Below are 13,362 nucleotides of genomic sequence, written 5' to 3' on the forward strand. Positions count from 1 at the left end.
GCTTTTCTAAAGATTCATATTTCTCCAGCAAGTTCATAATTTCCTGCTTGCTGCGAAAGCGTACTGCCCGACGCGGTTTGATTGGTTGTAGCTCCATAATAATATTTTATGAAGCCAAATTTATAAACCGTGATAGCTCTCGTCAAGATGCACTGTAGTGTTAGCTTACATAATTTTTCGAGCAAAATTATTTGGTAGTATATTATTTTCGATAATATCTATTAGAGCTTGTTTAAGCTCAAATAGCAATTTTTCATAGGCACTATTACTTAGTTGAAATTCGTTACTGTAATGAGAATTTTCCCAAAAAGACCCATTATCAAAAGATTTACCTGAAAAATCTCTCAACTTAATTGAGTTTTCTTTCTCAATTTGACTAGATAATTGAGCTGCTATACTAATAGTCGCTAATGGTTTATAAATTAATTCGTTTCCATCAGAAGGTCTTTCGAAGCAGTTAAATATTATTACATCCTTCTTTGTAAAAATAAAGAACATTGGAACTTGACCAGAACTATAAAGCTGCTTATGTAAATTTATCAATTCAGTCTGATCAATGCTTAGGTTTTCAGTGTAATCGTATAAATAAATTTGAGCGACTGAAGGCCTGTCTTTAAATCTTCTGAAGTATACGTAATTAGCTTTATACTTACTTGCGTTTTCAATTGCAATTATTTCTTCTGCACTCGAATTAACAATATATTTAATATCTTGGACAGGAACTAGTCCTGAAAAGGGATTTGAATCACCTATCATTTCTAGACTTTCAAGATAATATTGTAATTGTTCGTTCATTTGTTTAGGAAGCGCTACCTCAAAGTAAAGTTTTAAAGTTAAACCTATTTCATGCTAAGATAGATAAAACCAACATTGTATAAGCATTTTTTGTGACTTTCAGTATCCAAAAATAGGAATTATATTAACTAGGTGTAGGCTAATAAGTGTCTAACCTAATTGTTCAATTCGTACTATGTTTTAAATGAGTAATCTACATTCGATTACTGGTTTAACGGGGAGTAATTATTATCCATGGCTTAATATTGTTTATACCAAGTAAATCTTATAGTTGAGTTATTATTTCAGTAAAAAATGAATCAAATAAGCTTATTTCCAAAGCTATTGAGGGATAAACGACTTGGCTGTTATCCTGCCCAACCATCCCTATCCAAACTCCTGTAATTGATGGATTCGGCCAAATGCTCGAGTTCTACATTTTCACTTCCGGCTAAATCGGCAATGGTTCTGGCTACTTTTAAAATCCTATCGTAAGCACGGGCCGATAAACCTAACCTTTCCATTGCGGTTTTTAATAAAGTAGTACCTGCTTCGCTAATCTGGCATACTTTACGCACCATTTTCGGACTCATTTGGGCGTTGCAGTGCAATTCTTCTTTATCAAGAAAACGTTTGTCCTGGATTTCTCGGGCTTTAATTACACGTTCCCTAATGCGGTTGCTTCTTTCTGTGTCGGCTGTGGAGGCTAATTCTGTAAAATTAACCGGCGTTACTTCTACATGAAGATCAATCCTGTCTAGAAGCGGTCCGGATATTTTACTCAGGTACTTTTGAACCACGCCTGGTGCGCAAACACAATCTTTCTCCGGATGGTTGTAAAAACCACATGGACAGGGATTCATCGAGGCCACCAGCATAAAGCTGGCCGGATATTCTACCGAAAACCTTGCCCTTGCAATGGCCACTTTACGGTCTTCTAAAGGTTGACGCATTACCTCTAAAACAGTACGTTTAAACTCAGGTAGCTCATCTAAAAACAAAACACCGTTATGGGCCAGCGATATTTCTCCAGGCTGCGGGTTCATTCCCCCGCCCACTAAAGCAACATCGCTAATGGTATGGTGTGGCGAGCGGTACGGACGGATCGTCATTAAAGCATCGGCAGCAGAAAGTTTTCCGGCAACGGAGTGGATTTTTGTGGTTTCTAAAGCTTCATTTAAATTTAAGGGGGGTAAAATAGTTGGCAGGCGCTTGGCTAACATGGTTTTGCCTGCCCCCGGCGGACCGATTAAAATAACATTGTGACCACCCGCTGCGGCAATTTCCAATGCTCTTTTAATATTTTCCTGGCCTTTAACATCTGCAAAATCGTGTTCGTAATTATTGATGTTTTTTAAGAATTCTTCTTTCGTATTGATTTTAACCTGTTCTAGTGTTTCGCTCTTATTAAAGAAAGCGATTACCTGAGCCAGGTTTTCTACGCCATAGGCAATTAAATCGTTTACAATGCCAGCCTCGCGAACATTTTGTTTCGGTAAGATGAAGCCCTTAAAACCATCTTGCTGTGCTTGGATCGCGATTGGTAAGGCGCCTTTAATGGGCTGAATGGTACCGTCTAAAGAAAGTTCGCCCATAATGAAATAGTCGTCCAGTTCGTCGGCAGGAATTTGCCCAGATGCGGCTAAAATGCCTATGGCTATTGGGAGGTCGTAGGATGAACCTTCTTTTTTGATATCTGCAGGTGCTAGATTGACTACAATTTTCTGCTTCGGCATACGGAACCCCGAAATATTAATGGCGCTGGCCACACGTTGAAGACTTTCTTTTACGGCATTATCTGGCAGGCCTACCATATAGTATTTTGTACCTGCGCTAATATTCACTTCGATTGTTATGGTTAGTGCATTTACGCCATAAACAGCACTCCCGTATGTTTTTACAAGCATTGATTTTGATTAAAATAAATTCGGATGTAAATTATTCGGGATGAATATTGATTCTAATATACAGATTATTTAAAAAAGATCAAGTTTTAGAGCCTGTTTAAATTTGATACAATTATTTTACTTATCTAACATTTTTGTCACACTGAGGGGTAATTTATTTCACAAAATCAATATGAATGACAGATGGATAAAGCCGGTGAATGGTCTTGAAGTATCGTCATTTCGACCGCAGTGTTCCAAAGGAACTCCTTTGGAGGAGAAATCTTTTAACTTTGATTCAATAACTTGGTACAAAGATCTCTCTCCCGAAAGTTCGGGACTGCGCTACAGTCGAAATGACGACCATTCTATTGGAGCCTGTCAATGATAGCAGAGTCGATCGCTTTTAATATACCGAAAAACGAGTCCTCGACTACGCTCTCCACAGGAGTCCTTTGGACAGACTGACATATTAACCTGAGTTCGATAATTATTAGCTGAAAATCATATCTTATACACGCCTAATCCAGCTTTATCGTCCTGCTAAATTTATTTCAGCATCTTTTTAGCGTGAAAGACCCTGAAATAAATTCAGGGTGACGACCGTCTTAACAGAAAACTTGATTAAAACGCCACAAAATGAGATTTAATAATCGAACTCAGGTTATTAATAATTTACAATGAAATTAAACAGGCTCTTAGTATCTATTAGCGAGGCGATTCACCAACCGCTGTTAAATAAACCTGATTGGACGAATGCCGATTCCTTCTATCGGCAGCAGGGAAAGCAGGGCTAAAACCCCCTATGGAATACTGAGCCCCCATTTCCAAAACCTATAAAACAAAAAATCCCAACCATTACTGACCAGGATTTGTATTATTTTAAAGATGCTGAAACAAGTTCAGCATGACGCTGTAGGTTGCGATCGGGATTTGTATTTTCACGAAGAATAAGGCCTTACGCCCTAAACCCTCTACCCTAACCCTTCTAAACTACCTGCCAAATGGCATTTTAGGCATACCTTTCATCATTGCTGCTGCGGCTGCCGGGTTAGAAAACTGCTTCATCATTTTACGCATATCTTCAAACTGCTTAATCAGCTTAGTAACTTCTTCTACCTTGCTGCCCGAACCTTTTGCAATACGTAAACGGCGGCTTTGCTGGATACTATCTGGGTTTTCTTTTTCAAATGGGGTCATTGAATTAATAATGGCTTCGATTGATTTAAAGGCATCGTCCTGGATATCTACATTCTTCATCATTTTACCAACACCCGGTATCATACCCATCAAATCTTTCATATTACCCATTTTCTTGATCTGCTGAATCTGGTTGTAGAAATCGTTGAAATCGAATTTATTCTTGCGGATTTTTTTCTGAAGTTCTGCTGCCTCTTTCTCATCGAACTGCATCTGTGCACGTTCAACAAGCGAAACCACATCACCCATACCCAAAATACGCGATGCCATACGGTCTGGATAGAAAACATCAAGTGCTTCCATTTTCTCGCCGGTACCGATAAATTTAATTGGCTTGTTTACTACCGATTTAATTGAAAGCGCTGCCCCACCGCGGGTATCGCCATCTAATTTGGTTAAAACAACGCCTGTAAAATCAAGCCTGTCATTAAATATTTTGGCTGTATTTACCGCATCCTGACCGGTCATCGAATCCACCACGAATAAAATCTCGTGCGGCTGAGTTTTGGACTTAACTTCAGATATTTCGTTCATTAAAGATTCGTCGATCGCTAAACGACCTGCGGTATCTATAATGATTACGTTATTTCCATTTTCTTTACCATGTGCAATACCTTCTAAAGCAATGCCAACAGGATCGTTTGATGCACGGTTAGCATAAACTGAAACACCAACCGAGGTTCCTAAAACCTCCAATTGATCTACAGCCGCCGGGCGGTACATATCGCCTGCAACCAATAAAGGTTTTTTTCCCTTGCCTTTTAAATGCAAAGCCAGTTTACCTGCGAAAGTAGTTTTACCTGCACCGTTTAAACCAGCAATTAAGATAATGGTAGGATTTGCTTTAGTATCTAACTCTGTAACTTCACCACCCATTAAGGCTGCAAGTTCATCGTTCATTATTTTGGTAAGCAATTGACCTGGAGAAACGGCTGTAAGCACGTTTTGCCCCAAAGCTTTTTGCCTCACATCATCGGTAAATGCTTTTGCTGTTTTATAGTTAACATCGGCATCTAATAATGCTTTACGAATTTCTTTCATGGTTTCTGCCACGTTGATTTCCGTAATGCTGCCTTGTCCTTTTAGTACTTTAAATGCTCTGTCTAGCTTGTCCTGTAAATTATCAAACATCTTTTTTTAAGCTAAAAGCTTCATGCCGAAAGGCAAAAAGCTACTTGTTTTTAATAAAAGGCAAATGTATCAAATTTTGCTTGTAAATCTTAGCAACTCAAAGTCAAAACTTTAGGAAGATGAATATTAAATTTTTTTTTTTGGTGCAACATTTTGTTTAAGGCACGGTCTTATACCTAACTAACCTAAACGAATGAAACGCTGCATCCTCCTTTTTTTTATATTTATTTGTGCTTTTTCCCAAGCCCAGGATATTTCGAAACAGCGCCAACTGGAAGCAAAAAGAACACTGCAAAGCCCCAAAATAGATGGTATTTTAAATGATGAGTGCTGGAATAATGTTCCAATTGCTACTGATTTTATTCAGATCAGGCCACAACCCGGAAAGATAGAAACTCATGATCGGCGTACAGAAATGAAGGTGCTTTATGATGATGTTGCGATTTATGTTTATGCCCGGATGTACGATCACCCTGACAGTGTTTCGCACGAGTTGGTTTCGAGAGATAATATTGGCAATGCCGATTTCATTTCAATTATTGTCGATCCCTTTTATGATAAGATGAATGGAAATGGCTTTTTCGTTACCGCTGCCGGTGTTCAGTTTGATGCCAAATACTCGCAGGTGGGTGATGAAGATGCAAGCTGGAACGCTGTGTGGGAAAGTGCTGTTAAAATTGATGATAAAGGCTGGACCTGCGAAATGAAGATCCCTTATTCGGCCTTGCGTTTCTCTAGTAAGGATGTCCAGAACTGGGGTTTGAATTTTAGCCGCAGGATACAGCGGAGCAATACGCAGACATTTTGGAATTTTGTAGATCCTAAAGTAAATGGTTTTATCAATCAGGAGGGGTTGTGGATGGGAATAAAAGATGTTAAACCTCCGTTAAGATTATCTTTTTCGCCATATATTTCAGCTTATGTAAATCATTATCCGGTTAATTTGCCCGGGATAAAAAACACAACCTCTCGGTTTAACGGGGGGATGGATGTTAAATACGGAATCAACAATAGTTTTACGCTGGACATGACTTTAGTGCCCGATTTTGGGCAAGTGCAATCCGATAACCGGATACTGAACCTCACTCCTTTTGAGGTGAAATTTAATGAAAACCGACAGTTTTTTACCGAAGGAACAGAATTGTTTAACAAAGGCGACCTGTTTTATTCGAAGCGCATTGGTTCTATTCCATCCTATTATAATTACAGCGGGGTAGGCAGTGATAAAATTGTAAAAGATCAAACTGAAGCCAAGGTATTAAACGCCACAAAAATTTCAGGACGGACAGCAAAAGGCCTGGGTATTGGGATATTTAATGCCATTACCAATAGCATGGAAACCGAGGTAGAGGATGCTCAGGGCAACCTTCGTATGGTAGAAACGCAACCGCTCACCAATTATAACATTCTGGTTTTCGATCAGTCGTTAAAAAATAACAGTTCGGCTACGTTTATAAACACAAATGTGCTTAGACAAGGTTCTGCTTATGATGCCAATGTGAGTGCCCTGCTTTTCAGTTTAAACAATAAAGGCAATAAATATTTCGTAAATGGCGGGGGCAAAATGAGCTATTTACGGGGTGAAGAATCGAGCACGGGTTATAGCTACACCTTAAGGTTTGGAAAACAGAGCGGCAATTTTACCTGGAGCTACAATCAGGTATATGCAGATGATAAATTTGATCCATCAGATATGGGTTTCTTTACCAATAACAACTTTTTAGATCAGCGGATTAGTATTGGTTATAACGTATACAAGCCAAGCAAATGGTATAATCAATTTGAAAGTTGGCTAAATCTGAATTATTCTCGCAGAGCAATACCGAGTGCTTACCAAAAAACCAGTACAAATGCAGGGTATTGGGTTCAGTTTAAAAATCAATGGTCGGCAGAGTTTGATTTAAGCGTAGATAGAAAAGGGAACGACTTTTACGAAGCTCGAAATGGACAAATGTATCAGGCGCCTGGAAATTTTGGTGTTGCCTTGTATATAAATCCCAACCGTGCTAAAGCCTATAATTTTGGTGGAAATGTGCGCTATTTTGAGCAACAACTTTTTGGTGGTAAACAGTACAACTTTTACTTTTTCCAGAACCTGAGGGTAAATGATAAGATTGCTTTTGGTTTAGACCTGAATTTTAACCCGAATTACAACTATGTAAACTGGGTAACCGCACAGGGAGATCAAGCCATTTTCTCTAAATACGACCGCAGAACGGTAGAAAACTCATTTGATGCTAAATATACCTTTACCAACTTAATGGGGCTAACCGTTGTACTAAGACATTATTGGAGTGATAGAAGAAATAAAGAATTTTACCTGCTTCAGCCTGATGGCCATTTAACCGATTATCAAGGGCCAACATTAACCGCGATGGATAGAAACTATAATGTGTTTAATATTGATTTGATTTATACCTGGCAATTTGCACCCGGTAGCACCCTTTCTGTTTCGTACAAGGATGCGGCCGAAACTTATGATACTTTTTATACGCAACGTTATAATAAAAACCTGAGCGGAATTTTAAATGCCCCTCAGAATAACAGCCTCTCTGTAAAGGTTTTATATTATGTTGATTATCTCGATTTAAAGAAAAAAAGGAAAAAGATTTAAGTTTTGGCCGTTCCTAGCTTTGGGTTTAAACCCAAGGCTAGGAAATGTGCACTAAGGACTAACCTTACCTTGCTTTCCCCGGGCTTACACCAAATTTTTTACTAAAAGCACTGCTAAAGTGCTGTACCGAAGAATAGCCCAGTTCGTCGGAAATATTCTTGATATTTTTGCTGCTATCGGCCAGAAGTTCTTTAGCCCGCATTAATTTATAATCGCTTAAATAGCCAAAAACGGTATTCTGGAAAACCTCTTTAAAGCCTTGTTTCAGTTTAAATTCGTTTATGCCTGCAACCTTTGCCAATTCAGTTAAACATGGCGGATGATTGGCATTGGCTAACAAATATTCGCGTGCATAATAAATGCGGTCTTTATCGTAGGTCGATTTAATAGTAGAAGTGTCGGTTTTTTTTGCTGCAAGTTCAAAAGCCTGGGCTTGTAATGCCAAAAGTTCGAGGCATTTAGACTGCAGGAACAAGAGCTTTAATCCACCGGTAAACTGGCAGTTCATAATATCATTTATACAACTGTGCATGGCTAAGCTGATGGGCAGGTTTTCTGATGAAAGCTCTACCGAACGGTTGTTCATAATTTTGTCGGCAAAGTTTTTTAGCAAAGTGCTGCTTTCGCCAGTTAAATCAACAAAACGTGATCTTTCGAAATTTACCTCGAAAAATTTATGCGGCCCCCCTACCGAAAATTCTGCCATCCCATCAAAATCAGGACTGTAAATAATATTGTGCTGATTGGCTTTGATATCCAGGCGTTTGTTGGTGAGGTAATTTTCCATAATGCCGCCGCCTGTAATTGAAAAATGAAGCTCAACCATATCTGGCTCATCAAAAGATTTAATGCGCAGGCGGCTCTTTTTCACAAGCATATCGCCGTAAACAATGTAAATACCCGAAAAAGCGATCTCCACAATCTCTGCATCGCCAAAGGGAAAGCTGTATTTGTCTCTTCTTTCGGTTACCAGTGCCTGATTAAATTCGTTATTGTCGAACTTGTTACCAACAATATAGTATTTATCGTCACCATCATAAATGCTTAAAGCCATAAAATCCTTTTGATATAAACTTTAATCCTTTTGGTATAAAAAGATGCGTTTGTTAGACAACTACTTTTGTTCAAAGTTACTAAACAAAAGAATACGATGCCAAAATTACCATCATGGCTGGCCAACACTATGGAAAAAGTGATCAGCAATAAAATATATCAGGTAGAAGTTGTAGAAACTAAAATGTTGAGCAGCAACTTAAAGTGCGTTACTTTTAAAGGCGATTTTTTCGATGCCAAATTTATTCCTGGAATGGAAGTGCTGTTTAGGGTTAATTCAAACGAGTACAGACATTATACCCTATCTGCCTTTAATCAAATGGAAGAAACCTGCGAAGTTATCTTTTATTTAAACAGACAAGGGCCAGGGCACAGTCTTGCCGTGAACATTCAGAAAAGAGACACTTTAAAGCTTATTCTAGACCGTGCGAGGATTAAATATAAGGAAGAATCTAACCAGCATTTCTTTTTTGGTGATGAAACCAGCCTGGGTTTATACGAATCGCTTGGGAAAAAAGTGGTAGATGAGGATGTGGAATATTTTGGCATTTTAGAGCTGCAGGAAGAAAACCTTTGCGCTGCAGAGCAGCTAAATCTGTTGATCGATGTGGTGCCTTCTGATGTGGATACTCCTGCTAAAAATGCCATCAACTGGATGGAAAATATGCACCCCATGTGCTGGGAAATGTGGCAAAATGCTACTTTTTACCTAACAGGAAGAGCAAAATCTGTACAGTTGTTTAAAAGGTACCTAAAGCAAAGGGGAGTAAGCTTTAAGCAGATTGTTACGATGCCATATTGGGAAATCGGTAAGGTTGGTGGCGCCTAAACCTATCTGGGAAAGGTAAAGCCAAAACCCAACGCTAAAGTTTGGTTCGCCTGTATTTTGTTCGTGCCTGTATCCTTATCGAACAAGAGTACGCCAGTTAAACTCGTGTTCATAAAGCGATTGATTTTTGCCGTTAATGCAACATCTAAGCGGTGATCAATATTGCTCATCATAAAATCCTTATAGGGAATGAACATCTGGTAACGTGCTTTAAGATTGGTATTGGTAAATATATCCTTATCAAATGCACTTACAATCTGAAAAGCCAGCTCATTACGTACTTTTTTGCCATACGCTACACCATAAACACTGGCTTTTGGTGGCTTGGTATTATCAACTGGATCAAGAAAAAGCTTTTCGTCTAAAACAAAAGTCTGGCGCGCTGTACCGGTACCTATACGGGTAGAAAAATATTTAACCGGTTTGTACTCGAAACCGATAGATTCTGTTAAATAACCCGGACCCATAAATTTTGAAATTAGCGTAGCGGTTTCTTGTCCGTTTGTAACGTTGTAAGAATAACCTTTATCAAACTGAGATTCAAAACTTATCGATCCGAAAAAGAACCAGCTTTTAGAGAGTTGGAAAGACGCTTTATTGTCCCAAAAAATACGGTCGTTGGTTTTCTTTTGCAGCTGATCTTTATTTTTGATTTTACCATATTGCAAAACAAGTTCACTGATATAGCTATAGCTGTTTTTATTATATTCTGCTTTCCAGTTTAGCAAGCCACCAACAGCCACAGAGTTGGTACCCCCACCTTTCCAGTTGTTACTAAACTGGGCCTGGTTAACATTGATACCGATGTTGGTTCTTGTTTTCCAATAATTAATCTTGGCGTTTACCACCAAAGGCTTAATTTTTACCGGTTCAAAGTTTAATGGTCCTTGTCTGCTCGGCAAAGGACTACGCTTTAACTTTATATTCAGGTCTTTTGTATTGATCGGAATAGTATCAATTTCCTGTGCATATAATTTGGTAGAGCAGAAACTTAGAATCAGGATTATGGCAGCTAAACAGTTCTTCATTGCCTACAAAGAAAACGAAAAATTTTAGAGATAAAAAGCATTTAACAAAATGATTGTCAGATTGACAATTGAATTGGGGGCGAAAACTGTTGTTTCAGATCTTTTTAAACCAGCCATACCAATTATCCTTTTTTAGGTAATTTAAATCATTTTCATTTTCATAAGCTTCCTGCTCAAAAACGATGTTACGGTAGGCTAAATCGTGGTTCCGGTATTTAATAAGATTAACCAGGTAGTTAACCAGATATAAAATATAAAAAGGGAAAATAAGCAATTCTAATTGCTGGCGTAAATGGATTTTTTCGTGGTTAATAATGATAAGATCGTTTTTAAACCGCGGCGATTTTAACAGGATGAATGGAAAAATTGCCATGCCTGCTGCCGGAAGTTTTTTAACGATGATGATTGGCGCTTTCAAAGCTTATCGATGGTTATTTTAGGCAATGGGGGCAATTGTAGTGCTTTCGGGTTTAACCTGTAGCTTTTATAGGCATTTCTGATAAACTGGTTAAAAGAATAATCAGTAGCATTGAGCACAAACTGATAAGTTGGGCGGTATTGCTGCATAAAATCAATGAGCTCAGCATCTTTTATACCTAATACCTGGCTAACCAGACTGGCGCTGAAACGATAATCGATCAGGTCTTCACGATAGTCTTTTTCCAGGATTTTTTGAAGGTGGCGAGCATTTCTTCCTTGCTTGCTTAACAGATTATAGATCGCATCGATACCTAAACCAACACCGCCGTTACCTAAATTCAATAAATCTTTACTACTTCCTTTCATGGTTTGGTAACGATATTCCTGAACATTTTTTTCGTATTGCTGTTGCGGACTTAATCTTTTTTGTTGAATAAGTACATCGCGCAGTCTTATGCCCAACGATCTCAGTTGAAAGTATGCGGCAGTTTGTCCCTTAAAAACAATAGTATCTACCCCATAGCCCGATAAAGCTGCAACTAAGGTGTCACCAGGCAGCGCAAAGGTACTAAACTCACCCTTCGTATTGTTATATAAACCATCGCCTGTACGGATGTTATAAATATAAACCTTGGCCAAACGCTGCTTTGTTTCTTTATCAATAACAATTCCCTGCACAGGTTTATTCTGTGCATGAAGCAACGTAGAGCAGCCGAAAGCAAGTATAAAGAGAAGAAAAAATTTCATTAAGCTACAAAACTACAAATATCTGGCAGGCTATGTTTGTACTTAACATTATTTAACCTTAAGTATTTGACCCAGTTTAATGGCGTCGGTGCTCATTTCGTTCAGCATTTTTAACTGATCAACTGTTAAATTAAAACGTTTTGCAATATTGTAGAGTGTATCTCCTTTAACAACGGTATAAGTACCATCGGCAAGAATGGGTCTAGCTCCGGCAGGTGGGGTTTCCACTGGCGTAAATTTAGCCTTTTCCTGCGGGATATTCTGGTTGATTTCTGAAAAGACACGATCCTCCCGGGCAATCTTTTGCTTTTCGCTTTCCGATTGATCGTATTGATAAAGCTGGTATTTTTCGATGGTGTTGATTAACAGATCCGGATATTTTGGATTGGTGGCATATCCCGCTGTTTTTAAGCCTTGTGCCCAACTTTTGTAGTCGTTTTTATCCAACTGGAAGAGAAAGCTATAACGTTTGCGTTTTAAAAACTCAGAGTGATCCCTGAAAGATTCGCGGGCATCCTTATACACCCTAAAACAGTCGTTTTTTTGATCATCATCTCTGAAATAGTTTTTCCCCTTCCAATCTGATGTACATTTAATACCGAAGTGGTTGTTGGCATATTTAGCCAGATCGCTATTTCCGCTGCCCGATTCTAAAATTCCCTGCGCCAAAGTAATACTTGCAGGGATCCCGTTGGCATTCATTTCTTCTACCGCAACGCCTTTAAATTCGTCGATATAACTTAGGGTATTGTAACTTTTGTACGAATTGTTGTTGGCCTTGTTGGCTGCTTTTTCGATTTGTTTGTTGTTTTTAGAAAATTTCCGCGTACCGCAAGAGCTAAAAAATAGGAGGGTTGCCGCTAATAGGATAAGATGGTTGGATGAACGCATTATATGGTGATGTTTAATCGGTTAATTGTTTAAATTGGTTAACTGTGAACTGCAAATTGCAAACTGGAAATTAGACTTAAGACTCATGACTATGGACTTAAAACTTAATCTTTTGTCCTGGTTTTAAGTTCGCTTTTTTTATGCCGTTTTTTTGCATCAGGGCTTTAACGGTGGTGCCTTTCTTTTTGGCAATTATACTCAGGTTGTCTCCAGATTTTACGGTATAAGTTTTAGCTGTTCTGCTGCCTTTGCTGCGGTGGCGCACTGGTGCTGCATAAACTGGCTCTTCATATCCCTCTGGTCTTTCATCGTATTGGTAGAGGTCGTATTTTTTAATTAAGTCAATTACCTGGCTGGCCCAGCTCCTACTGCTGGCGTAACCGCAACGGCGGATTCCGTAAGCCCAGCCTTTGTAATCATATTGATCGTATTTTTCAAAAAGATTATTAAAAGGCTTGCGGGTTTCCATAATTTCTACAAAATGGCTGTAAGATTCATCCGCATTTAGGTAATCGCGATAGGATGAACGGATTTCGGCATTGTTATTCGGGCCTTTTACTCCAAAATGATTATTAAGGTGTTGTGCGATTTTACTGTTTCCTGCGGCCGATTCGTGTATGGCAACAGCTAAAATAACGCTGGCCGGAATTTTATGATCGTGCATTAAACCCTGTGCATATTCTACATGCTCTGCAATATATTCTTCCGTATCTTGCGCTCTTGCAACAATCCCTGTTAAAAGGAGCAGACAAAAAGTAAAGATTTTTTTAGTCATGGTTTTTATATTTT

The 13,362-nt window shown here is 38.7% G+C and carries 11 protein-coding genes; 2 read left to right on the plus strand and 9 right to left on the minus strand.

From position 1 onward, the window contains the following. Positions 1-165: 165 nt before the first annotated feature. From AW17_RS03905 to ffh, 3 genes are all read right to left on the minus strand, one after another. Entirely contained in the window at positions 166-795 is a 630-nt protein-coding gene (locus AW17_RS03905) for a hypothetical protein (RefSeq protein ID WP_029274811.1), read from the minus strand. Between the two features lie 347 nt (positions 796-1,142). Continuing rightward, positions 1,143-2,681, minus strand: a complete 1,539-nt coding sequence (locus AW17_RS03910; protein WP_029274812.1) for a YifB family Mg chelatase-like AAA ATPase — start codon at positions 2,679-2,681, stop codon at positions 1,143-1,145. Between the two features lie 972 nt (positions 2,682-3,653). Continuing rightward, positions 3,654-4,991, minus strand: coding sequence for a signal recognition particle protein (ffh, locus tag AW17_RS03915; RefSeq protein WP_029274813.1), 1,338 nt, complete (start codon positions 4,989-4,991; stop codon positions 3,654-3,656). A gap of 193 nt (positions 4,992-5,184) precedes the next feature. Here ffh and AW17_RS03920 point away from each other — a divergent pair, with 193 nt between their 5' ends. After that, complete coding sequence (locus AW17_RS03920; RefSeq protein WP_029274814.1) at positions 5,185-7,605, plus strand: DUF5916 domain-containing protein; 2,421 nt, start codon at positions 5,185-5,187, stop codon at positions 7,603-7,605. Between the two features lie 64 nt (positions 7,606-7,669). Here AW17_RS03920 and AW17_RS03925 read toward each other — a convergent pair whose 3' ends face one another. Continuing rightward, positions 7,670-8,659, minus strand: a complete 990-nt coding sequence (locus AW17_RS03925) for a helix-turn-helix transcriptional regulator (RefSeq protein ID WP_051691624.1) — start codon at positions 8,657-8,659, stop codon at positions 7,670-7,672. 96 nt (positions 8,660-8,755) lie between these two features. Here AW17_RS03925 and AW17_RS03930 point away from each other — a divergent pair, with 96 nt between their 5' ends. Beyond that, positions 8,756-9,487 carry an SIP domain-containing protein gene (locus AW17_RS03930; protein ID WP_029274816.1) on the plus strand — a complete coding sequence of 244 codons (732 nt, stop codon included), beginning with the start codon at positions 8,756-8,758 and terminating at the stop codon, positions 9,485-9,487. A 2-nt stretch (positions 9,488-9,489) separates the two neighbouring features. On the opposite strand, the gene AW17_RS03935 is transcribed toward AW17_RS03930, so the two are convergent. From AW17_RS03935 to AW17_RS03955, 5 genes are all read right to left on the minus strand, one after another. Beyond that, entirely contained in the window at positions 9,490-10,515 is a 1,026-nt protein-coding gene (locus tag AW17_RS03935) for a DUF3078 domain-containing protein (RefSeq protein WP_029274817.1), read from the minus strand. Positions 10,516-10,609: 94 nt separating this feature from the next. Next, the gene (locus tag AW17_RS03940) at positions 10,610-10,933 is read right to left on the minus strand and encodes a hypothetical protein (RefSeq protein WP_029274818.1); all 324 of its coding nucleotides are present in this window, start codon (positions 10,931-10,933) and stop codon (positions 10,610-10,612) included. Next, the gene (locus AW17_RS03945) at positions 10,930-11,682 is read right to left on the minus strand and encodes a hypothetical protein (RefSeq protein WP_029274819.1); all 753 of its coding nucleotides are present in this window, start codon (positions 11,680-11,682) and stop codon (positions 10,930-10,932) included. Before AW17_RS03945 ends, AW17_RS03940 begins: the two co-directional genes overlap by 4 nt. A 48-nt stretch (positions 11,683-11,730) precedes the next feature. After that, positions 11,731-12,573 (minus strand): glucosaminidase domain-containing protein, encoded by an 843-nt coding sequence (locus tag AW17_RS03950; protein WP_029274820.1) that lies wholly within the window; start codon positions 12,571-12,573, stop codon positions 11,731-11,733. Between the two features lie 97 nt (positions 12,574-12,670). Next, complete coding sequence (locus AW17_RS03955; RefSeq protein ID WP_029274821.1) at positions 12,671-13,348, minus strand: glucosaminidase domain and LysM peptidoglycan-binding domain-containing protein; 678 nt, start codon at positions 13,346-13,348, stop codon at positions 12,671-12,673. Positions 13,349-13,362: the final 14 nt, after the last annotated feature.

The sequence above is a fragment of the Pedobacter borealis DSM 19626 genome, from assembly GCF_000708285.2.
In the GTDB taxonomy this organism is placed as follows: Bacteria; Bacteroidota; Bacteroidia; order Sphingobacteriales; family Sphingobacteriaceae; genus Pedobacter; species Pedobacter borealis.